Origin of the sequence: Algoriphagus aquimarinus (assembly GCF_900112005.1) — a bacterium.
Lineage (GTDB): Bacteria > Bacteroidota > Bacteroidia > Cytophagales > Cyclobacteriaceae > Algoriphagus > Algoriphagus aquimarinus.
The window spans coordinates 89,966-113,479 of sequence record NZ_FOKK01000008.1; the positions used below are offsets into that span (position 1 = coordinate 89,966).

Annotated in this window: 21 protein-coding genes; 15 read left to right on the forward strand and 6 right to left on the reverse strand. The window is 40.2% G+C overall.

Features of this window, described 5'->3' with window-relative positions; genetic code table 11:
- Positions 1-86 precede the first annotated feature (86 nt).
- Both rpiA and BM291_RS11990 read right to left on the reverse strand, forming a co-directional pair.
- Positions 87-782, reverse strand: coding sequence for a ribose-5-phosphate isomerase RpiA (gene rpiA, locus BM291_RS11985; protein WP_092897694.1), 696 nt, complete (start codon positions 780-782; stop codon positions 87-89).
- Positions 783-910: 128 nt separating this feature from the next.
- Entirely contained in the window at positions 911-2,125 is a 1,215-nt protein-coding gene (locus BM291_RS11990; RefSeq protein ID WP_092897696.1) for a serine hydrolase domain-containing protein, read from the reverse strand.
- 331 nt (positions 2,126-2,456) lie between these two features.
- Between BM291_RS11990 and BM291_RS11995 the strand changes: the two genes are divergently transcribed.
- The 4 genes from BM291_RS11995 to BM291_RS12010 all read left to right on the forward strand — a co-directional run bounded on the left by BM291_RS11995 (position 2,457) and on the right by BM291_RS12010 (position 7,271).
- Entirely contained in the window at positions 2,457-4,496 is a 2,040-nt protein-coding gene (locus BM291_RS11995) for a hypothetical protein (protein ID WP_092897698.1), read from the forward strand.
- A gap of 9 nt (positions 4,497-4,505) precedes the next feature.
- Complete coding sequence (locus BM291_RS12000; RefSeq protein ID WP_092897700.1) at positions 4,506-5,387, forward strand: hypothetical protein; 882 nt, start codon at positions 4,506-4,508, stop codon at positions 5,385-5,387.
- A gap of 215 nt (positions 5,388-5,602) precedes the next feature.
- Complete coding sequence (locus tag BM291_RS12005) at positions 5,603-6,853, forward strand: protoporphyrinogen/coproporphyrinogen oxidase (protein ID WP_092897702.1); 1,251 nt, start codon at positions 5,603-5,605, stop codon at positions 6,851-6,853.
- Positions 6,854-6,929: 76 nt separating this feature from the next.
- Positions 6,930-7,271: a zinc ribbon domain-containing protein YjdM gene (locus tag BM291_RS12010; RefSeq protein ID WP_092897704.1), complete on the forward strand. Its 342-nt coding sequence runs from the start codon at positions 6,930-6,932 to the stop codon at positions 7,269-7,271.
- Between the two features lie 60 nt (positions 7,272-7,331).
- Here BM291_RS12010 and BM291_RS12015 read toward each other — a convergent pair whose 3' ends face one another.
- From BM291_RS12015 to BM291_RS12025, 3 genes are all read right to left on the reverse strand, one after another.
- Positions 7,332-7,658 carry a hypothetical protein gene (locus tag BM291_RS12015; RefSeq protein ID WP_092897706.1) on the reverse strand — a complete coding sequence of 109 codons (327 nt, stop codon included), beginning with the start codon at positions 7,656-7,658 and terminating at the stop codon, positions 7,332-7,334.
- 25 nt (positions 7,659-7,683) lie between these two features.
- Positions 7,684-7,941: an aspartyl protease family protein gene (locus BM291_RS22520; RefSeq protein ID WP_092897708.1), complete on the reverse strand. Its 258-nt coding sequence runs from the start codon at positions 7,939-7,941 to the stop codon at positions 7,684-7,686.
- 79 nt (positions 7,942-8,020) lie between these two features.
- Positions 8,021-8,947 (reverse strand): ThuA domain-containing protein, encoded by a 927-nt coding sequence (locus BM291_RS12025; RefSeq protein WP_092897710.1) that lies wholly within the window; start codon positions 8,945-8,947, stop codon positions 8,021-8,023.
- 80 nt (positions 8,948-9,027) lie between these two features.
- Between BM291_RS12025 and BM291_RS12030 the strand changes: the two genes are divergently transcribed.
- The 5 genes from BM291_RS12030 to BM291_RS12050 are packed head-to-tail and all read left to right on the forward strand — an operon-like array spanning position 9,028 to position 15,250.
- Positions 9,028-9,996: a DUF6807 domain-containing protein gene (locus BM291_RS12030; protein WP_092897712.1), complete on the forward strand. Its 969-nt coding sequence runs from the start codon at positions 9,028-9,030 to the stop codon at positions 9,994-9,996.
- Between the two features lie 29 nt (positions 9,997-10,025).
- Positions 10,026-11,396, forward strand: coding sequence for a Gfo/Idh/MocA family protein (locus tag BM291_RS12035; RefSeq protein WP_092897714.1), 1,371 nt, complete (start codon positions 10,026-10,028; stop codon positions 11,394-11,396).
- 12 nt (positions 11,397-11,408) lie between these two features.
- Complete coding sequence (locus tag BM291_RS12040; protein WP_245786852.1) at positions 11,409-12,779, forward strand: putative oxidoreductase C-terminal domain-containing protein; 1,371 nt, start codon at positions 11,409-11,411, stop codon at positions 12,777-12,779.
- Positions 12,780-12,833: 54 nt separating this feature from the next.
- Entirely contained in the window at positions 12,834-14,240 is a 1,407-nt protein-coding gene (locus BM291_RS12045) for an NAD-dependent epimerase/dehydratase family protein (protein ID WP_092897716.1), read from the forward strand.
- 56 nt (positions 14,241-14,296) lie between these two features.
- Complete coding sequence (locus tag BM291_RS12050; protein ID WP_092897718.1) at positions 14,297-15,250, forward strand: aldo/keto reductase; 954 nt, start codon at positions 14,297-14,299, stop codon at positions 15,248-15,250.
- Positions 15,251-15,329: 79 nt separating this feature from the next.
- Here BM291_RS12050 and trpF read toward each other — a convergent pair whose 3' ends face one another.
- Complete coding sequence (gene trpF / locus BM291_RS12055) at positions 15,330-15,950, reverse strand: phosphoribosylanthranilate isomerase (protein WP_092897720.1); 621 nt, start codon at positions 15,948-15,950, stop codon at positions 15,330-15,332.
- Positions 15,951-16,078: 128 nt separating this feature from the next.
- Here trpF and BM291_RS12060 point away from each other — a divergent pair, with 128 nt between their 5' ends.
- The 6 genes from BM291_RS12060 (at position 16,079) to gyrA (ending at position 23,513) form a co-directional block, all read left to right on the forward strand.
- Positions 16,079-16,738, forward strand: coding sequence for a hypothetical protein (locus BM291_RS12060; RefSeq protein ID WP_245786853.1), 660 nt, complete (start codon positions 16,079-16,081; stop codon positions 16,736-16,738).
- The gene (locus tag BM291_RS12065; RefSeq protein ID WP_092897722.1) at positions 16,725-18,389 is read left to right on the forward strand and encodes a S8 family serine peptidase; all 1,665 of its coding nucleotides are present in this window, start codon (positions 16,725-16,727) and stop codon (positions 18,387-18,389) included. Before BM291_RS12060 ends, BM291_RS12065 begins: the two co-directional genes overlap by 14 nt.
- 54 nt (positions 18,390-18,443) lie before the next feature.
- Positions 18,444-19,103, forward strand: a complete 660-nt coding sequence (rpe, locus tag BM291_RS12070) for a ribulose-phosphate 3-epimerase (protein ID WP_092897724.1) — start codon at positions 18,444-18,446, stop codon at positions 19,101-19,103.
- Positions 19,104-19,216: 113 nt separating this feature from the next.
- Complete coding sequence (locus BM291_RS12075; protein WP_092897726.1) at positions 19,217-19,726, forward strand: hypothetical protein; 510 nt, start codon at positions 19,217-19,219, stop codon at positions 19,724-19,726.
- Between the two features lie 94 nt (positions 19,727-19,820).
- Positions 19,821-20,843, forward strand: coding sequence for a hypothetical protein (locus BM291_RS12080; RefSeq protein ID WP_092897728.1), 1,023 nt, complete (start codon positions 19,821-19,823; stop codon positions 20,841-20,843).
- 96 nt (positions 20,844-20,939) lie between these two features.
- Positions 20,940-23,513 (forward strand): DNA gyrase subunit A, encoded by a 2,574-nt coding sequence (gene gyrA / locus BM291_RS12085; protein ID WP_092897730.1) that lies wholly within the window; start codon positions 20,940-20,942, stop codon positions 23,511-23,513.
- Position 23,514 lies beyond the last annotated feature (1 nt).

Below are 23,514 nucleotides of genomic sequence, written 5' to 3' on the forward strand. Positions count from 1 at the left end.
TTTAGTTAGTGGCCTATTCTTCTTTATTATTTCGAGTATAATAATTTAAAGTATATGCAGGTTAATAAGTAAGTTTTAAAGAAGAATCAGCTTAGTTTACGAGCAATTGTTTCCTCTTCATTACCCCTCCCAATAATAACAATATCAGCGAGGTCTATGAACAAACCATGGCAAACCAGACCTGAAATTTTGTTAAGCGAATGGGAGAGGGATTGGGGATCTTTTATATGACCAAAGTTAGCGTCGAGGATCCAATTTCCCTGTTCTGTCACGAATATTTTTCCTGATTGATGACGAATATCGCAAGTTCCTCCCAATCCCCTAACTTGATTCATTACATAATTGGATGCAAATGGGATTACTTCAATGGGTAATTTAAATGCTAGGCCAAGCTTTGCAACTTGTTTACTGGAATCAGCGACAATGATTTGCTTTCGTGTCATGGAAGCAACGATCTTTTCTCTCAGCAGTGCTCCGCCTCCACCTTTGATAAGTACCATGTCTTCATTGAACTCATCCGCTCCATCTATGGTGATATCGATGTAATCCACGCTATTGCTGTCGATGATGGGGATATCTAGAGACTCAGCGAGTTCTTGTGTTTTCTTGGATGTTGGTATAGCTTTTATCTGTAAACCTTTCTGTACAAGTTTTCCGATTTCACGGATGGCGTAATCTGCAGTGGAACCGGTGCCTAGTCCGATCACTTGACCATTTTTAATGTAGGTGACAGCTTTCATGGCTGCCAAGTGCTTTTCTTTTTCTGATGATGACGTTTCCATATTAGAATTTAATTGGTCTCAGGTGTAAATAAGAGTGAAGTAACCTAGTTGGTATCGAGATGAAAGTAGACTTGTTCAAGAGATTCTCTATACTTTCAACCTACAACTTTTAACTTTTCAACTCAACGCTACTTCAAACTCTCCAGCACCAACCTCACCAACTCATTCTTGTCTCCACCAGGAATCCATCTGGCGACGATTACTAAGTCATTTTCCTGATCTACATAGATCATATTGGTGCCTGCTCCAATATGAGAGTAGGCTGTTTTTGGTGCAGCTGGAATATCTTTTTGATCGTAGTTCAAGAAGTAATTCATAAAACCATAGCCCTGATTTGCAGGGGTAGGAGTTTTGGATTTTTCGATCCAGGAAGTTGATATCAGTTGCTTTCCATTCCATTGTCCATTATTCATAGTCAGGTAACCGAATCTTGCCTGATCCCAAGCGGAAAGCATCATGCCACCACCCCAGTGCGAACCACCGGAGACTGATTGCATAATTTGTCCATCAATGATCACAAAGGAATTTTCATAGCCAGTCCATCTCCAAGTATCGCTTGCTCCGATGGGATCCATGATTTTCTCTTTAAGCACGGAAGGAAGTGGCTTTCTCCAGATATTCATTAGAGCAAGAGCAAGCACATTTACACGGGTGTCATTGTATTCATATACTGAGCCCGGAGCATTTTGCGGTCTTGCACGTTTTTCTTTGGCACCCTCTCTTGGTCTATCTGCCCAGTCAGGTTTGCCCCAGAGTGATCCTTCCCAGTCAGAAGTCTGACGAAGAAGATGATCCCAAGTTATGGTACGATTATGCGGCGTGTCGAAGAGTTCGAAAGTATCATCCTGATCAAAGTGATCCGCTTTGTTGATGCTGAGTTTGATAGGTTCATACGGATAGATAGGGGCCATGTAGGGATGAACAAGATCCTTTTCATCATCTATCAAACCGGCTTCTACTGCCAATCCAGCTGTGGTGGAAAGAAAACTCTTTGCTACTGAAAATGTCAAATCCACACGATCGGGTTCGCCCCACTGACCAACTACATAACCTTTGTAAATAATCAGTCCGGAAGCAGGTCCGCGGGTTTTCATTGGGCCCACAGGATATCCAAAAGGCTCACGTCCAAATCCACCTTCATAGTGTGCAATCTTCAAGTTCGGGTCTTCCTGACTTTCATGAGCGATAGCAAAGTCAATGGCTGTTTTAAGTTTGGAAGCATTCAGTCCCATAGATTCGGGACTTTTACTTTCCCATTTATTCTTTTCGGGGAAATAAGTTTGAGCATTCACTACTGAAGAAAATATGACACAGAGTAGGAGGCTGCTGACTAGCTTTTTCATGAAGTTATAATTTGGATGAGTTTACTAAATAATCCTCTAATCGACAGACCATTTGTGGGTTATTGTGCTCTTCTAAAATGAATAATTGGTCGTTTTAATCTTAGGTCAAAATAGGTAGTTCCTACAGAGTAAGAAGCCTTATTAAGTGAGAAATATATTAGATACAAGCAGTTATGAGTAGTAGCAGGTAGTTATTCATTGACTTTTAAAATTATTGCTCAGCCATTATTTAAATTTTTTTTCTAGTAATTATATTACTGATAAAGCCTTGTTGTCCAAGTATTTTTAGCCTTTCTATTAAATAATTTTTACTACTTAAACTTTTGTCCTCATGGGAAATCTTAATGAAACACAGTTGAAAAAAATTCAATCAAGCAAGAGCTTGAAAACAAGATTTGAAAGCATGCAGCTTTTGAAAGTGGATAGGAAAAACATCCATCAAGTCTTGAAAAGTAGCGAAGAGAAGAGCGTGAAAGAATTGGATCTTACCTCAAAAGCTATTCTACTTCGTAGTCAAACGGGTGATTTTGAAGAAGCGTTTGAACTTGCTTCTTGGTCTGCTAAAGCAAAACCAACTACCCGCAAAACTATAGTTAAGAGTTTTTTGAGAAATAAGCAGGCACCACTTTTAGTACATCAGATAGCGCGAATGAAAAGGAATGAGGCTGGAGATATGATGGCCGATTATTTTGGTGAAGGAGGAGATATTAAGGACGTAGCAGAATGGCTGAGTGCTGCAGGAAAAATCCTCAAAACAGGCGTGGTGCCAGATGACACTGACGGACTTTGGGGATGGGTGAAAGATACGGTAGGAACTGTAGTAGACGCTGTAGTCGGAGCGATTAATACGGTGGCAGATGCTATAGCCGCCGCTGGAAAGAACCTGGCCGAGGCTGTAGCGAAGGTTGTGACTTGGACACAGGATAAAATTTCAGATTTCGTGGAAGCTGTCCTGGCAGCAGGCAAGTCTGTGGCTCAAGTACTGTCGGAAGCCGTCAAGAAAGGTACTGCGGCAGTGAATAAATTTATTCAGGCTGTAATCGAAGCAGGGAAGAAGGGATTGGAAGTGTTGAATTGGGCGATCGGTCAAGCTGAAAGTATCTTAAGAACAGCCTTAAGCAAATTAGAGCAGCTTTTAGGTTCTTTCACCTCATTACTTATGGAAGTAGCAAAAATGGCCGCATCCAGACTTAATGCTATTGTGAAAGCGCTGATTAGTGCTGGAAAGAGGTCTATTGATTTTATAGCTAGACTAAACCGATTCGCTCTCTCTTTTGCAAAGAGACTAGTTCAGGAATTGAAGAAGTTGGGCAGAAGTTTGGGTGAAATCATGAGTGCAGTCATTAATCAGTCTAGACTAATCGCAAGAGTGGTTATAGATGCCTTGAAGGAACTGGGCAATTCAATTTTTAACATATTAAGAGTTGTAGCTCACAAAACGGTTCAGCAACTGGCTGTCATAATTGGAGCCATTAAAGACTTGGCGATTTCCCTAGGTACACTTCTAAATGATATTGCCAGATTTACTGCTGCTCAAGCAAAGAAATTGATGCAAGCACTACGTGTGATCTGGACTAGAATGAGAGAGGTATTGGAGATAATAGCTCAAAAATCAGTATCAGTTATTCGTACGCTTATCACAGCATTGATAGGTACTGTCAACCACTGGAGAGAGGTGCTCAAAGAGATCGCAACAAATGTGCGGGATGCATTCCGAGAAGGTTTGATCAAAGGCTTGATTGAAATCGGGAAATCTGCAGTTACCCTTATGATAGAAGCTACAAAACTTGGGGGAACAATTGCCGCATTAACTTTTGCAATTTTACTTGATGTTTTTGGGTCGCACAGAGGGCTGAATGCCAGTGAGAGAGCAGAAGCTGAAAAGGTATTTGGCGTTTCTATTGATCTAGATAGAGTGAAATTGACCGATGCCAGTCTTGCTGCTGATTTGATCATGTGGATGAATAAAAACCGTCCATTCACTACCATGTATGTCATCAATTATAAATCAGGCTCCACCTTACCTATGGATACTTTGATCCATGAACTTACACATGTTTGGCAGGCAGTTACTTCGGGTGGAGTGTATATGATTGAGGCGCTACACTCACAGTTCTTCGGTAAAGGTTATAATTTGTCTGAAGCTGATCTTATAAAAGCTGACGGTAGACTATTAAGCTTAGAGCGAGAGCAGCAAGCAGTAGTGGTGGAAGAATTTTGGAAAGCAGAGTTTGATGGACAGCGTACGAAAATCCCTGTGGATCTTTTGCGTCCATACGCTAAGCAAGTTCATAAATCTAGGTTTGTCATTAAGCCTTTCAGATTAAGTGACTTCCAATTGAAGACTAAGCTGGTATTCGCAACCAATTAATTTTTTACAATGAAGAGAGCTATAATTTTACCTAAATATTGGTATGAAGAAGCTTCACTTTTTATAGCGAGGTTGAATGCACTTCATCCTCGCTATTTCCTTGTTCCAGTTGCAGAAATTGGCGCTGAGACAAACTCATATCTTCCATTAGTGGACCAATTGATGGGGAAAAACAGAGCTACATCAGCGATGTTTATCCTTCCAAGGAGCTTAGCAAGTGGTGATAAAATAGATTTGTGGCCGGCTTTGGTCCATAATAATTCTACTGGTCACTGGATTTCCTCAGTTTTCTTTGCTGACAATTGGTCTGAGGTAGAGGATGCCTTACAGGTCCTTTTAAGCAAAAAATCCACAAAGGTTGAAGCTAATTTAACTTGTCAATATCAGCCAGTGTATACTGAAATGCTCGCACAATGGGAACAAGAAGGGGGGAAGGCCTACCATCCAGGAGATTATTTCAAAGATGAGATTCTATCAGCCATCTCTCAGATGAAGGGTAACTGGTTGTATTGGGGTCATGGAGAAGGAGATAGGTTAAGAGGTTACGGTCATTTAGATATAGTTGACTTACTGTCAAATAAATACGTGTCCCCACTAAATGCCACACTTTGGTTCACTTGTTCAACACTGGATAAGGATTATGCTGAAAATATAGCCCTGACTTGGTATCAAAGTGGAGCGACTAAGTGCCTTTTGGCCAGCCCTAATAAAGTTAATACTGAGGCAAATTTAGTATTGTCTCAGCGTTGGCTGGAAATTTCAAAGAAAAAGCAGCATTGCACTATAGCTTCTTTGATACTGGAAATATCCCAAAGCACTTCAGAACAGACAGGAAGAGCTTTATGGCAATATTATTTGTTGGGGATTCCATGGGTGAGTGGGAGTATGTAAATCAATTGCTCACTGACGTGCTCTTGATCTTTATGATTTGCAATTCACTAGTTCTAGGATTATGCAGCTAGTGATACATTTTCAAGGCTTTGGGTGCACTTCATGAATTATCTTTTCTGTAGGTAAAAAATCACGAAACAATACCTACAGGAATGTGTTAGGTTTTAAGTTAAACAAAGCACCTCAAGAGGCTTTTTTACTTAGAATCTGAATTCATGAAAGATCAAAAAATATATATTATCGGTGCGGGTGTAGCAGGCTTAGTTGCTGCAATAGAATTGGAGAAAGCTGGGTACACCCCGGTGATTTTAGAAGGAAGCGAAGGGATTGGTGGTCGCATGAAAACTGATGAAGTGGATGGTTTTCTCTTGGATCATGGCTTTCAGGTACTACTGACAGCTTATCCAGAAGCTAGAAAGTACCTAGATTTCGCATCTTTAAATCTTAAGTATTTCGAGCCGGGAGCAATAATATTTGGAGCTAAAGATACCTTCATAGTTTCTGACCCGCTCCGAAATCCACTTAAAGTGGTAAACATGGCATTTTCGCATGTGGGTAGTTTTTTCGACAAAGTGAAAATGTTTAGCCTGACGCAGGAGCTCAAGAAAAAGAGTCTTGATGATATTTTCAACGAACCTTCTATTTCTACTTATCAGTATTTGAAAGAGTATGGCTTTACAGAACAGATTATTACTAATTTTTTCAAGCCGTTTTTTCGTGGAATATTCTTGGAAAAAGACTTGAAAACTTCTTCCAGGATGTTTGAGTTTACTTTCAAAATGTTTTCTGAGGGGATGGGAGCGATACCTGCGAATGGGATGATCGAGATTCCAAAAATGCTTAGGCAGCGGTTGCACTCAACAGAGTTCTTATTCAATACTAAAGTTAAAGCCATTCAAGGAACACAGATTGATTTGGAAAATGGAGAGCGTATTCAAGCTGATCGCATAATCATTGCAACTCAGCCAGATAAATTCATGAAGCAGCTGGATGGTCAGTTTTCTCCGGCTAAGTCAGTCATCACACTTTACTTTTCCCTGCATAAATCATTCATGGGAAGGGCGATGTTGGGTTTGATTCCCGGAGAAAATCACTTGATCAACAATTTGGTCTTTATGAGTGATGTTTCGTCTGCCTATTCCAAAAATGGTAGAGCATTGCTTTCCGTATCAATTCTAGCAACTGATCTGAAAGAGAAGGAGTTGATTAAAGCTGTACAATCTGAGTTGGAAGCACTTTCCCGTATCAATGCGGAGTACTTCAAATTTGTAAAGTCCTATTATATCAACTATGCTATTCCTACAGTTGACGATGTGAAGGGCACTATCCCCTTTACGGAGTGTAAGATTTCTGATCAGGTATTCTTGGCGGGTGATTACCTTTTGAACGGTTCCATAAATGCAGCCATGGCTTCAGGAAGAATAGCGGCCGAGGCTGTGGTGCATAGCTATATGCCGATTCATTAAGTTTTTTTGGCGCATTGATTCTAATCGGTTCTAGCCAAATTTTTCGGCTACTGAAATTTTCCATTAACTTCGCGACATGGAAAATATACCTCCTTGCCCCGCATGTAACTCGCCTTATGGCTACGAATTGGATGAAAAGTTAATCTGTCCAGAGTGCAGTTTTGAATGGACTCACGGTGAAGTTGAAGAAGAAGTTGAGGCAGGATTAGTAGTCAAAGATTCTAATGGAGCACTTCTAGCTGATGGCGATTCAGTCACTATTGTGAAGGATCTTCCGGTAAAAGGTGCCCCGAAACCAATCAAAGCTGGGACTAAAGTAAAAAGTATTCGTCTAGTAGAAGGAGATCACAACATAGATTGTAAGATCGACGGTTTTGGATCTATGGCGTTGAAAAGCGAGTTTGTGAAGAAAGCCTGACGATTTAAGATTTCGGAAGTACGATTTGGGATTGCTGGAATAGACTTAGACGCTTGCTTATCATTCACTCTCAGGTTCTGGGGCGGTGTAGTTATAGACTATTTCTCCATCTTCAGATTCAAAGGTGATAGGGATATAGGGCCGTTTGTTTCCACTGAAAAAAGTTATTTCTAATGGTTTTCCAAAATCTTCCTTTAAATAAGAAATATCACTTGCTACTGTTAACTCGTTATTTGCTAAATCAATTTTGACTACTTTTCCTTTAAAGAATTCCAGACCTAAAACACCATCGAGTTCTATTCCGCAGGAAATAAAGTTTTCAGGAAGAGTAGTTATCGAAACTTCCAGATTTTGATAAGCTAGAGAAGCTAATTTTAGTTCTGGCAAATTAGTCTCAGCGACTACAGAGCTGTTACCGTAAAAGTCGAAGCCGTAATGGGCTACCTGTTTCTTTTATATTCAACTTTTCTTTAAGCTTGGGAGAAATTACAGTTCGAGCCCCTGTATCGAACAGAAATATGTATAGCTTACCTTCAATTTCTACTTTAAAAAGTACAGAATTTCTGATTACCTCAAATGGAATTATAACTGGAACATTCCTCACATATTTACTATAAAAAAACGCAGCAACTGCCAATAAAATTGTGGTTACAAAAAGTCTTTTTGTCATAGATTTTTAAAAATAAAAAAAGCAGTGAGAAGCTACTTTTAAAGGTTTATCTCACTGCTTGTTATGTGTTTATTACTAGTTACTTACCAATAGGCGTCTCATCTACTTTCACGTCTCCAGCAACATACTGCATTGCATCTAAGAAGTAGGCTAGAATATTGGCGTTTTCAAAGCTTTGCGCATTGTGAGAAGTAGAGATATACATCGCTCTTCCTTTGCCATCTTTTCTGATCCAAGACACATAAGTTTTGCCTGAAGTTTTCTCCTGTCCTTTTCTCTGACCTTCGATCTCCGCGTTGTTGAAATATGTCAATGGATGGAAATCCAATTCATCGTAAGCATTCTTGTAGAAGTAAGGCTCATCCACATGGTTGTAACCTTCAGCTGGAAGTGATTTAGTCAATGGGTGAGTAGGATCTTCAATTCTTACCTGGAAAGCCTGCTGCTTTGTGTGATAATCGAAGCTACCGCCAGTTAGTTTGGAGAACTCCATTGAGTTATTTAGCATGGTATCACCGCCATGGAATAGCAAGATTCCACCACCTTTTTTCACATACTGAATGATATTTTGCTCCAGTTTATTTGCTTGAGCCCATACAGTTACGCTATCCAAAGAAGTGTTCTCACTGATCTTATCGACAAATAAATTTCTGTACTGAGGCTTAGAGTTAGTGTTGTTAAATATTACAGCATCAAACTCCTTTAGCTTATCTTTTTCCATCATAGCGATGTCTGTGCTCGTGGTCACGTCAAAAGCACCACTTTTATCAGAGATAATCTGAATCATGGCTTGTGTATGAGGATTTACCCAGTGCCAGAAACCTGTGTGTAGTGAAAATACAAGAACTTTCTTCTTCTTTTTAAATGGGAAATTGGCTTTTTCTGGAGCTAATTCACTGATTTTATCTTTCCAAGCTTGATCCAACGGAATCTCTTGAGGGTTTTGTGCAAGAGCAATATTGACACTGGCTAGGAAAACGATTCCGTAGATAATAATCTTCTTCATGGGGTAATTGGATAAACGGGTTAGTCGATAATTTAGAATTCTATATCTTTAAAATTCGATCCCAATAACCTGAAATTTATATGATATTCAAAAGAATTTTCTGCGTACCAGCGATTTACCTATGTTTAATGGTATCAGTCTTTGCGCAAAAAGTAGAGTTGAAAGAGACGTCTAGCGGAATTGATTTCGTGATTGGTAATCAGTCTGTTCTAAGCTACCAAACGGCTGTGGCAGACGTGCCTGAAGGCATAAAAAAAGATTTTGCAAAATCTGGATTTATTCACCCATTAAAATCCCCATCAGGACAAGTTCTTACTAGAATTCAACCAAAAGACCATTATCATCACTATGGAATCTGGGGTCCATGGACTCGCGCTACCATCAGTGGAAGAGAAGTAGACTTTTGGAATCTGGGAGATCAAAAAGGAAGAGTTGACTTTTCACATGTGCTTTCTAAAAAGGTAGCAGGCGGTGCAGCCGAACTTAACGTACGTCAAAACCACCTAGATTTGAAAGCTCCAGAATCTGAGCGAATAGCTATTGCCGAAGATCTTCGTATCAAGGTAAAGCCTGCGGACAAAGGTCGATACATGGTCGATTACACGAGTACCATTGAGACCAAAATCCCTGGGGGTATCTTGCTTGATGATTACCGCTATGGCGGTGGAATAGGTTTTCGTGCCGCAGAGAAATGGGGAACGGACAACAGTTCTGTTTTAACTTCTGAAGGAGATACAAGAAAAACCGCGGATGGAACAAATGCAAAATGGATCATCGTGCAGGGAGAAACTGACGATACAACTGGAGAGAGTGGGATTCTATTCTTAAGTCACAATACGAATAAGGCTCACCCGGAGCCATTGCGTGTTTGGCCAGAAGATAATTATAATGGAATTGGTAATGTCTTTATAGAATTCACTCCGATTAGACACGAGTCTTGGGAGCTTTTACCCAACAAACGATATACATTAAAATACAGAATGATTGTCTTTGACGGTAAGATGACTGCAGCAGAAGCAGACGCTTACTGGAGGGCTTTTGTAAAATAAATTCAAGTAATAATTAACCCTAATTAGAAATGAAAAGAAGAGAATTCATTAAAAACAGCGCCTTAGCAAGTGCAGCAATAGGATTTCCGACCATTGTACCCGCTTCTGTTTTTGGAAAAAATGCCCCTAGTAATAAAATCAATATAGGTCAAATTGGTTGTGGTAGAATCGCACGTGATCATGATATGCCAGGTGTATGGCAGCATGATATCGCTCGTATCGTTGCAGTTTCAGATTTGGATAGCAACCGCATGGCGGATGGCAAAAAACGTGTAGAAGATTATTACACCAAGAAAATGGGCAAAGCCTATTTGGATGTAAAGCAATACGGAGATTACAAGGATATGCTTCAGAACAAGGATATCGATGCAGTAGTGATCAGTACTCCGGATCATTGGCACTCTCAGCCAGCAATGGAAGCAGTATTGGCAGGAAAGCATGTATATGTGCAAAAACCAACTTCTCTGACAATTCGTGAGGGACGTCAATTGGTGGATGCTGTGAATAAATCTGGAATGAAACTGCAGCTAGGTACTCAGCAGCGTTCTAGTGAGCAATTTAGATATGCTGCCGAATTAGTAAGAAATGGTAGAATCGGTAGGCTTCACACAGTGAAAATTGGTCTTCCAGGTGATCCAGCTGGACCTGAAGCTGATCCAATGCCAATTCCAGCTAATTTGAATTACGACATGTGGTTGGGCTCAACTCCTGAAGTTCCTTACACAGAAATCGGTGTTCATCCTGCAACAGGCTATGACAGACCAGGTTGGTTAAGAAGAGAGCAGTTTGGTGCAGGTATGATTACTGGCTGGGGTCAGCATCACTACGATTCTGCAGCTTGGGGTATGGATACAGAATTGACTGGTCCACGATACATTGAGGCAGTAGCTGAGTTTCCTCAGTCAGGACTTTGGAATGTACATGGTGACTTCTACGCAAAAGCTGAGTATGACAATGGTATCATGATGTACACAGGCGGCGGGTATCCAAATGGTATTCGTTATGAAGGTACGGAAGGATGGATTTGGGTATCTCGTGGTAGCTATGTAGCTTCTGCTTCTGATCCGGTAGCTCAGGGCAATAGTGCAAAAGCACTGGATGCATCTGATCCTAAAATCTTAAAGTCTGTCATTGGTCCTGATGAGATTCAGTTGATCAGAAGTGCTGAGCATCATGGTAACTGGTTGGGAGCTATTCAGGGAAATAATGAGTTGCTTTCTCCAGCAGAAATCGGACATCGTTCTTGTTCAGTATGTCTATTGACACACATTTCTATGAAGTTGGGTAGAAAGGTAGAATGGGACGCCAAAGCAGAAAGGTTTATCAATGACGCTGAGGCAAACTCTATGTTGGAAAGAAAACAAAGAGCTCCTTATGGTACTAATTATGTGAAAGTTTAATTATAGGTTATTTTGAAAAATACTGCTCTAGTAGCTATTGCAGCAGGATTATTACTTTCCTGCGAAAATAAAGAAAGCGTGAATCAAGCACCTGAATCAACTTCTGAGATTACGATTATGTCCCTAGATCCGGGACATTTTCACGCAGGCCTGATTCACAAGTCTATGTATCCACAGGTAGATTCTACCGTCTACGTTTTTGCTCCGGAAGGAGCGGAATTGAAAGATTATATGAATCGCCTCGCTGGCTACAATAATCGTGAGGAAGATGCTACTGCCTGGAATCTACAGGTTAGCACTGGTGATGATTATTTGGAGAAAATGATATCGACCAAGCCGGGGAATGTCATGATGGTAGCTGGTAAGAATGATCGAAAGATCGATTACATCTCTGCCGCTATTTCTAATGGTATCAACGTCTATGCTGATAAGCCTTTGGTGATTAATAAAAGTGGGTTTCAGAAGTTGGTAAAGACCTTCGAAGAAGCTGGCAAAAAGGATCTGCTGCTTTACGATATCATGACCGAGCGTTTTGAGATCAGCACCATTTTGCAGAAAGAGCTTTCCTTGGTTCCAGACGTTTTCGGCGAGTTGGAGAAAGGTACCCTTGAGAATCCTGCGATTACTAAGGAGTCTGTACATCATTTCTTCAAGTATGTTTCCGGAAACCCATTGATTAGACCAGATTGGTTTTTTGATACGGATATAGAAGGAACGGGTATCGTGGATGTTACTACACATTTGGTAGATTTGATCCAGTGGGAGGCTTTTCCTGGTGTTACGCTAGACACATCTGATGTGCAGATGCAGACAGCAAAGCTTTGGTCTACGGATCTGGATTTGGATCAATTTAAGCTCGTAACGGGTAAAGCTGAGTTCCCTGATTTTCTTCAGAAAAACGTGTCTAATAATAAGCTCAGTGTGAATAGTAACGGTGAGATGAATTATACGCTGAAAGGAGTGCATTCTAAAGTGAGTGTAATCTGGAATTATCAGGCGCCAGAAGGTGCAGCAGATACACATTATAGTATGATGCGTGGCACAAAGGCAAATCTGATTATTCAGCAAGGCGCTGCAGAGAACTATGTTGCTACCTTATATGTAGAGCTTTTGGATGGGCAGGACGAAGCATTGACTAGTTTAGTGAAGGAAAAACTTCAGGATCGTTTTCCAGGTTTAGATTTGGAGAAAATCAGTACTGGAAAGTATAAAGTGATTATTCCTTCAACCTATCACAATGGCCATGAAGCTCATTTTGCTCAGGTTACTGAGAAGTATTTGGAGTATTTCACCCAAAAGAATATGCCTTCTTGGGAGGTTCCGAATATGATTGTGAAGTATTTCACTACTACAGAAGCTTTGGTAAAAGCGGAAAAAAAATAGGTTAATTCTAAACATGAATACCAATTAATAGGTTGGTTAGTTAAGCTCTTACTTATGGAATTAACTGATCAACCTATTTCTGTGTCTAAACCAACTGTAGCCATCGCAGGTGCAGGGGGATATGTGGGTAGATGGTTTATCCACCATTTTCGCCACAAATACAATATCATTGCTTTAAGTAGAAGCAAGGTCAAGGATAATCCCTATCCTGAAGTGACTTGGAAGCAGGTAGAACTGTATTCCATATCAAGTACGGTTGAGGTTTTGAAAGGAGTGGATGTAGCAATCTATTTGGTACATTCTATGAATGCTTCTACTCGTTTGAACCAAGGGAGTTTTGAGGACACAGATTTACTTTTGGCTGATAATTTTAGTAGAGCCGCACATCTAAATAAGGTAAAGCAGATTATTTACCTAGGTGGACTTTTGCCCAAAGAATCTGGAGAAAACCTTTCCCGACATTTGAAAAGCAGGTTGGAAGTAGAGCAAACTTTAGGTGCTAGATCTGCCAAGCTTACTGCTATTCGTGCTTCTATCATCGTAGGGCCTGGTGGATCCTCGTTTGATATGATCAAGAATTTGGTAAAAAATCTACCAGTTCTCATGTGTCCGCAATGGACAGAATCTTTAACTCAGCCTATTTCGCTTCGAGATACCTTGGACATTATCGATACCTGTGTTGGTAATGAAAATGTGTTTGGAAAAGCAATTGAAATTGGTAGTCCAGATGTTATTTCTTACAGAAAAATGCTGGAAGTGACAGCCGTTGAGCTAGGGAAGAAGCGTTTAGTGTTTTCTGTTCCAGTCTTCTCTTTAGGGCTTTCTAAGCTTTGGGTTGGTTTTTTTGGTGAAGCACCTCCTCAATTGGTTTCTCCTTTGGTAGAGAGTCTCAAGCATACTTTGACTGTATCCGAAGAGCTGAAATTTCGAGAAAAGCCTATAGCTTACCTTACTTATGAGGAGTCGGTGCGAGAAGCACTCAGCTCAGATGTTGCCCTTCAATTGCCAAGTTTCCATCCCTTGGATAAAATAAAAAATACAGTTCGAAGTATTCAGCGCATGCCAAATCCTCATGGAGACTCTGCAACTTGGGTCGCACATCGATACAACATCTGGCTTCCTACTTTTTTCAAGTTTTGGATCAATGGAAAAATGAAGGAAAGTGGAGAAATTGTTTTTTATCTGCTTTGGAGCAAAAAGCCAATGCTGCAACTGACCCTTATTCCTGATAGAAGTGAGGAAAACCGTCAGTTATTTTACATTTCCGGAGGTTGGCTTGTACAGCGATTCGATCATGGTTGGTTGGAGTTTCGTGGAGTATTGGACAATAGGTATATTATTTCAGCCATCCATGAGTTTGTTCCGAGATTACCTTGGCTTATCTATGTGAATACACAGGCGAAAATTCACCTTTGGGTAATGAATAGATTTAAGAAATATTTGGAGAGTCGAGTGAACTAAGCACCGCCTTATGCCATTTAATAGGAACTCACACCAAAAATCTAAATTTTAAATATATGAAATACTTAAGCTTTAAAGACGGAGATAAACTTCCGATTGTAGGATTAGGGACTTGGAAAAGTAAGACTGGAGAAGTTAGTCAGGCCGTTTACTGGGCTATTGAGGCTGGCTATAGACATATAGATTGTGCGGCAGTTTATCAGAATGAAAATGAAGTAGGAGAAGGCATCGCAAAGGCTATTTCTGAAGGACTAGTGAAGCGGGAGGAGCTTTTTGTGACTTCCAAGCTTTGGAATAATTCCCATAAGAAAGACCAGGTTCTTCCAGCTTTGGAGAAATCCCTTGCTGATTTGAGATTGGATTATGTGGATTTGTATTTGATTCACTGGCCGATAGCTTTTAAGGCAGAAGTTGGATTTCCAAACAGCAGAGAGGACTTTTATACCTATGATGAAGTGTCTATTTCTGAAACTTGGAAAGGTATGCAGGACTTAAAAGAAAAGGGCCTTGCAAAGCATATTGGTGTTTCCAATTTCAACCAGAACAAGCTCAATGAATTGTTTGAGGTAGGTGGCCAAAAGCCGGAAATGAATCAAGTAGAAATGCAACCTTATCTTCCTCAAAGAGGATTGGTTGAATTTTGTGCTGAACATGGAATATTAATGACGGCATATTCACCTTTGGGATCCCCTGATTCTAGAGCTGAAAAACATGAAAACGATCCGAAGTTGTTGGTAGATCCAGTAGTTAAGGAGATTGCAAATAAGCATAAAGTAGGAGCAGGTCAGGTTCTTATTGCTTGGTCTATTGCCAGAGATATTGCAGTGATTCCAAAGTCGGTAAACCAAGAGCGAATTATTGGCAACTTGGCAGCTACTGAAGTGAAGCTAGATGAGCACGATATGATGCAATTACGCGATATTGGAATTAATCACCGATTTATTGATGGCTCTTTCTTTACCGGAGATAACAGTCCTTACGAACCTTCAGATTTGTTCGATCAAGAATAGTTTTCAGAGTAAAACGACATCAAAAAAGGCTATTGGATCAATTCCAATAGCCTTCTTACTTTTTATATATTATGAGTGCTTAATCCTCGACCTCTAGTGCTTCCAAAATATCCGCAAGTTCATCAAAGTCTTTCAGTCCTGGTTTGATTTCATCTCCACCGGTAAGAGAGATACCATAGAGGTCTAACTTTTCTATTAACTCTAGAACATTCTGAGCTGTTATTCCTACACCCAAAATGACTCTGCAGTGCCCGCTGATTAGCTTAATAGCTTTTAAGTCCTCTTCATCTAACTCTTCACGGTCTGAGGTGATATGAAAAATGATTCCGGATTCATTGAGTTTCTCAGCCACTTCCTGTTCTATGTGTCTGACTTCTTGCAAATCCATCTTATAGATCAAACCATATCCTTTGCCTTCAAACTCAACAAGAGGCTCGATTCTATCGTGTTCGATCCATTTTACACTTGGGTAATTGATCAGTGTTTCCTGAACTTCGGATACTTGGTAGGTGACGAATTCTCCAACAAATTCAAGACCGGAAACCCATCCTGTTATTTCATTAAATTGAGTAGGGGTGATGAATTTTTCTGATTCTCCTTCGAGTGAAAAGCCCAATAAATCCACATACATTCCGGAGCAATACCTAGCATCAGAGAGATTGGTGATGCCGCTTATTTTTACAAAAGTGCTTAAAGCCATGGTTCAAATTTTGAATCGGCTAAGATAATCAGGATGATTGGCTAGAAAAAAGTATTTCGAAACTGTATCAATTCGTCGTTACCTGATAATTGAGAAAATCCTAGTATTTTTAGTCATTGAAAGGCCCTATGAATAAACTCCTATCCATACTTGTATTAGCAGTACTGATATTTTTCACCGCATGTGATCGGGAAATTGAAGAAGGGCAGGTGGATTTGGGCTATGATTTCCAGCCTTTGGAAATTGGCTTATTTTGGATCTATGAGGTAGATCAGACTACTCATTTTGGTGAAAATGACTCAGAACAAACGCTGTTTTTTTATAAAGATCGGATCAGGAGTATTTATACTAATGAGGAAGGAGAAGCAGTGTATATAGTGCAGCGTTCTAAATCTTCTACTAATTCAGCATGGAGTAATGTTTTGGAATACACTCTGATTCAGCGGGATCGTGGTTTGGTGAGAACCATAGAAAATCAACCATTGGTTTCCTTGGTATTTCCACCGAAAAATGGAGTAGTCTGGAACGGATATATATATAGAAATGGATCAGAAGATGAATTTGAACTTATCAGTTCGGGTAATTCTATTCGGGTGAATCAGGAGGAGAGTGATGACCTGGTGACGTATAGAGATATCCGTTACGAAGTGTATGAGAAAGGTGTGGGATTAACAGAAAAGTATGATGAGGTATTGACTTACTGTTCTAGAAATGATTGTTTGGGAGATATGCTGATAGATTCAGGATTTAAAATTCATATGAAATTGATCGAAAATGGGAAGAATTAAATTTTTAACCTGTTTGTTGATTGGAATAGCATTTTCTTGGAATGTAGCTGCCCAGGATCGTTATGCTGTTTTTTACAAGTTTAAGCCTCAGGAAAGTCTTTCCCTTTCCCAACCATCGGAATTTCTAAGCCAAAAAGCATTGAATAGGAGAAGTAGAGAAGCTGTGGCTCCTGATAGTTTGGATCTTCCTGTTTCGCAAAAATATGTGGATGCTGTCTCCGAGAAGTCAACTTATATTCTTTATTCCAGCAAGTGGTTTAATGCTACTTTGCTAGTGACAGATGAAGCTGGAGTAGCAGAATTAGAAGCCTTGCCTTTTGTGGATAGAGTAGAGTTGGTGGGTAGAGGCTTTGTTCCCAATCCAAATGCTAAAATTGAAGTAAATAGTAATGTTTCTGGCAAGAGTAAACTCCGTATGCCAACTAGCGAAAGCGCACGAGTTTTGGCAACAAATGAAGAAACATACGACTTCCAAAATTCACTGCTTGGGATAGATAAAATGCATGAGGAAGGGTTTACCGGAAAAGGTGTGACCATCGCAGTTTTTGACGCGGGATTTCCGGGTGCCAATACTGCAAGTCCTTTGGTTCATTTGCAAACAAATGGACAGATCATCGCAACGAGAGATTTTGTGAGACCATGGAATCAGAATGTGTATTCTGACAATCAGCACGGCACAAATGTGCTCTCTCTCATCGCTTCCAAAGAACCAGGGAAAATGCTGGCAGGAGCACCTGATGCAACTTACATACTTGCGATGACAGAGGAGATTGCTACGGAGTATTGGGTGGAAGAATACAACTGGGTTCGTGCCGCAGAATATGCAGATAGCCTTGGTACAGATATTATCAGTAGTTCTCTTGGGTATTGGGACTTCGATGATCCTGCGATGAACTACACGATAGCAGATTTAGACGGAGAGACTACTATTATTGCGAGAGGAGCGAGTATCGCAGCGAGCAAAGGAATACTTGTAGTAAACAGCGCAGGAAACAGTGGTCCATCCCAATCAACATTAAATTCACCTTCTGACGCCAAAGGAATTCTAGCGATTGGATCTGTTAATAAAGAGCTTAATGTTTCTAGTTTCAGTTCCCGAGGGCCCACAGGAGATGGGAGAATAAAGCCTGATTTGGCAGCTTTTGGAGATGGTACAGCATTGATCAGATCTAATGGTGAGGTTGGGTTTTCCAACGGTACATCCTTTTCTGCTCCTCAGATTTCAGCTTTGGCGGCAGGACTTTGGGAAGCTAAACCTGAGTGGACAAAGGATGAATTAATAGAAAGTTTGTTGAATAGTGGAACACAAGCTGACGAACCAGATAATATGTTAGGTTTTGGTATTCCAAATTTTCTAGCGGCGCTTTATGGAGAAATACTGGCTGTAGATGATAATGAAGAGGTAGTCTCCTGGAAAGTTTATCCCAACCCGATTGTAGGTGATGAGTTGAATATCCATTTCGGCACTAGTCTGAGTGCAGAATTCTCTCTTATTGATCTTAATGGTCGAACCTTACAAAGTGAAACCCTTAAAAGAGCAACTGCCCAAGAACCTTTCAGGATTCTTTTACAAGGAGTCAAGCATGGGATATATGTGCTTCAGATGCATGACTCCACTTTGATCAAGCGAAGCAAATTAATAAGGCAGTAAGAATTTGGGCACAGCCTAATATTTTACCTTTTTTACAAAAACAAAAACATACGCATGTCTCCTTTAATAGCCCCATCCATTCTAGCTGCTGATTTTTCAAATCTTCAAAGAGAAGTAGAAATGCTGAATTCATCGGAGGCTGATTACATTCATGTGGACATTATGGATGGAGTCTTCGTTCCGAATATTTCATTTGGCATTCCAGTGACAGAGGCAATCCATCGCCATGCGAAAAAACCTCTGGATGTACACCTGATGATCGTGAATCCAGATAATTACCTGGAAGCTTTTAAAAATGCAGGCGCGGCAGTTATCTCAGTCCATTATGAAGCTTGTACGCATTTGCACCGCACATTGCAGGCTATCTCCAACCTCGGAGTAAAAGCTGGTGTTGCGATCAATCCTCATACACCAGTAGAATTATTATCAGAAGTGATTCAGGATATTGATCAAGTAATTATCATGTCCGTAAATCCTGGGTTTGGCGGGCAGAAATTTATTGAAAATACCTATTCGAAAGTTTCTCGATTGAAGGATCTAATACTTGCCAAAGGAACTAAGACAAAAATCGAAATAGATGGGGGAGTGAACCTTCAAAATGCTCCCAAGCTGTTAGCGGCAGGAGCGGATGTATTTGTAGCAGGAAGCTTTGTGTTCAATTCCGATGATCCGGTACTGACGATTAGTGAGCTTAAAGCAATTCGCTTGGTTTGACCTTCACTCTGACCATTTATCATAAAAAACCTTAAAAAGCACCTTAAATACTTGAATTTTTGGCTTTAGAGTTTTTTATTGAGAATTATACAGAAATTAAAATCAGATAGTTTATGAAAAAAGTATTGTTGTTTGGAGCGCTATTCGCGTTCCTAGGACTTGCTGCTTACGCACAAGATGAGGAGAAAGTCACAGATGAAGATTTGACTAAATATGCAAATGTAGAGGTGACATTTGACAATTATGTAAATACAAAAACAGAAGAATTGAAGGCTATGATTTTGGAAAATGAGATTTTCCAGGGTGGTGGTAGATATAATGAAATCAAGGCTGCTTGGGGTGACGAGGCTAAAATGACTGAAGCTAAAGTTACAGAAGAAGAAAAAGCTGCTTTTGAAGAAGTAAAGGAATTTCAAGGTTCTCTTCAGGGTGTTTTGAAAGAATACAAAACAGGCTTGATCATGGATGACGAAATCTTGGGTGCTGGTACTTACAATAAAGTATTGGCTGCAACTAAAGAGGATCCAGCTGTAAAAGAGAAATTAGACAGCATGATTGCTGAAATGAAAGCTAAGCAAGAAGCTGAGAAAGAAGATACTCCTGAGCCTACAGACGGAAATTAGGATTTAATTCAAGTTATTATGAAGATGCCTCCCAATTGGGAGGCATTTTTTTTTAATTTCACACCAAGAGTTTCACGCCTTCGTTTATAAAAGTATGAATTTCAAAAAGCTACCCCTTTCCATTATTCTTTGTTTTGTTCTCACAGCCGTGTTTGCTCAGGATGATGATATTTTTGGGATATCCCAGAAAGCCAAAAATCCTAAAAGTGAATCTGGCCTTGGTAATGTTGCTAGGAATGTGTTGGAGATGTTCAGTGTAGAGCTTTCTGGAGGTGGTGCTTACCAGCAATTTGGTACTAGCTTTTATTCAGAGACTCCAGCTCTTTACCCTTTTTCTCGCTATCAAAATTTGGAAGGTGATCCTTTGGATATTTCTGAAGAAAATCCGCTAGACATGAAAGGTGGAGATTGGGTATTCCCAAACTGGAATGGTGGAATGAGAATTAATCTTTTCAATCTTTTGACTATAGGTGGAGGCTTTGGTCAAGAATGGGGAAACCTTGCTCCGATGCAAGGGGGAGATTATCAGTTTGATTTTGAAGGCGCTACTTACCAAGTGAACAAACTCTATGGTACTGTGGGACTGGTGCTATATGATGCTAATAGAAGAAGAGCTTTTTTGAATTGGAGGTATAGAAACTACTCTTCTTCGAATCTATATATGATGTCGGAACTTAAGCAGAGAGCTAGACAGAATTATCCTTGGAGCTTTGTTTTTGAAGCAGAATTTGGAAAATTGAAACTGAAGAATGCTTATGATGCTGCACTTGACGATGGTCCTAATCCATATGTGCCAAGACTTGCTGTGTCTGATAAGAATTACTATGGGCTTGGGCTTAGAATCGAACGCGATTTCTCTGACTACACCAAAGTCTTTATAAAAGGAGGAGCGGATTTTCGCAAATTCACCTATGCGGCATCAGATTTTTCGGAAGTTCAAGACCTTGATCAAAAAGTATATGCAATGCAAGTTGGGTTGGCAGTTACCTTCCCTGGTACTAAGCGATGCAAAATTGGTGGGTGTGGAGTAGTGATGAAGCATATGCACAACGGAATCGAGGTTCGAGGTAGCGGAATTTTCAATTTTCAGAACAGGAAAGTCGGACAGTGGTACTAAAGTCCTGATTATCCACTTTGGTGTTTGTAATCTCTTTTCAAAACCAGTCTGTTTTTACTATCTTGCAGCCTTAATCGACCCCGTGAATAGCATTATATGGCTCAAGGAGAAAACGAGAACATCATACCCATTAACATTGAAGAGGAAATGCGTGGTGCCTACATCGATTATTCGATGTCGGTTATTGTTTCAAGAGCGCTTCCTGATGTCCGTGACGGACTAAAACCAGTACACCGTAGAATCCTTTTTGGGATGCAGGAACTGGGAGTATTACATAATAAGCCCCATAAGAAATCGGCCAGAATTGTCGGTGAGGTACTCGGTAAGTATCACCCACATGGTGATTCTGCTGTTTACGAAACGATGGTTCGTATGGCGCAGCCTTGGTCTCTGAGATATCCTTTGGTGGATGGTCAGGGTAACTTTGGTTCTGTCGATGGAGATAATCCTGCAGCGATGCGTTATACCGAAGCTAGACTGAAGCGTATTGCTGAGGAGCTTTTGGTGGATATCAACAAGGAGACAGTAGATTTCCAATTCAACTTTGATGACTCCCTAAAGGAGCCAGTTGTATTGCCAGCAAAAATTCCTGCACTTCTTTTGAATGGCGCATCTGGTATTGCTGTAGGTATGGCAACAAATATGGCGCCTCACAATCTTGGAGAAGTAATTGACGGGATTGCAGCCTACATCGATAACAATGATATTACTATCGAAGAATTGATGGTGCATATCGTTGCTCCTGATTTCCCTACTGGAGGAATTATCTACGGTTACAATGGAGTGAAAGCTGCATTTGAAACTGGCCGTGGTAGAGTAGTGATGCGTGGCAAAGCCAATGTGGAAGTCAAAGATGGTGGTAGTAAGGAGATGATTATCATCACCGAGATTCCATATATGGTGAATAAGGCGAGCATGGTAGAGAAAACTGCTGCGCTTATCAATGAAAAGAAAATCGAAGGAATCTCTGCAATTCGTGATGAGTCTGATCGCTCAGGAATGCGAATTGTTTATGAATTGAAGCGTGACGCTATATCTAGTGTTGTACTTAATAATCTTTATAAGCATACACAGCTACAAACTTCATTCTCAGTAAATAATGTTGCCTTGGTAAAAGGTAGACCTTATACACTGAACCTGAAGGATATGATTGTTCACTTTGTCAATCACCGCCATGAGGTAGTGATTCGTAGAACTGAATATGAGTTAAGAGAAGCGGAGAAAAGAGCTCACATCCTCCAAGGTTATTTGATCGCATTAGATCATTTGGACGAAGTGATTTCATTGATTAGAAGTTCTGCAGATCCTGAGACAGCTAGAAATAGCTTGATGGAGAGATTTGAATTGAGTGAAATTCAAGCAAGAGCTATTCTCGATATGAGACTACAGCGATTGACTGGAATGGAGCGCGACAAGATCATCAAAGAGTATGATGATATCATGGCTTTGATCGGAGAACTCAAGGAAATTCTTGCCAGCGAAGATAAGAGAATGGAAATCATCAAAGAGGAGCTTGCAGAGATGAAAACTCGTTATGCTGATGATAGAAGAACTGAAATAGAGCATAATGCTGAAGATTTCAGCTATGAAGATATGATTCCAAATGAGGAAGTGATTATCACGGTTTCTCATGAAGGATATGTGAAGCGTACTGCGCTTTCAGAATATAGAACACAAGGTAGAGGTGGAGTAGGATCGCGTGGTGTAAGTACCAAGCAAGATGATTTTACAGAGTATTTATTTACTGCATCTACGCATAATTACCTGTTGATATTTACTGATAAAGCGAAATTGTTCTGGTTGAAAACCTACGCTATTCCTGAAGGATCAAAGACTTCTAAAGGAAGGCCAATTCAGAACTTGATTAGCATTGAGCAGGATGATAAGATACGTTCTATCATTCAGGTTGCAGATTTGAATAATCAGGATTATCTGAACAACCACTTCCTAGTGATGGTGACTAAGCGTGGTATCATCAAGAAGACTACGCTAGAGCAATATAGCCGTCCTAGAACCAATGGTATCATAGCGTTGAACATACGTGAAGATGATCAATTGGTGAAAGTAGAGATGACCAATGGCAATCAGCAGATTGTGATCGCTGCTAAATCAGGAAGAGCAATTCACTTCAACGAAACAGCTGTAAGACCTATGGGACGTACAGCTACAGGGGTGAAGGCTATCAAGTTAAATGATGATAACGATTATGTTATTGGCATGGTATGTGCATCTGAAGAAAATGCAACGTTGCTCGTAGTTTCGGAAAAAGGTTACGGCAAGCGCTCTAGTCTCGATGAATATAGAATCACCAATCGTGGAGGCAAAGGAGTAAAAGCAATGAGCGTCACAGAGAAAACCGGAACGTTAGTTGCAATCAAAGAAGTAGTAGAAACTGATGATTTGATGATCATCAACAAATCAGGGATCACCATTCGTATTTCTGTGGATGGACTTCGCATCATGGGAAGAGCTACTCAAGGAGTAAGATTGATTAAAATCGGAGAAAATGATGAGATTTCATCCGTAGAGAAAATATCAAAAGAAGAAGAAGTGGAGGAAGTGGAAGATGCAACAATAGTTACGGATGAGAATTCTGAAGCAGCTACTGATGAGCCTTCAACTGATGATTCCGAAGATTCTTCAGATGATTCAAATGAAATAATCGAATAAC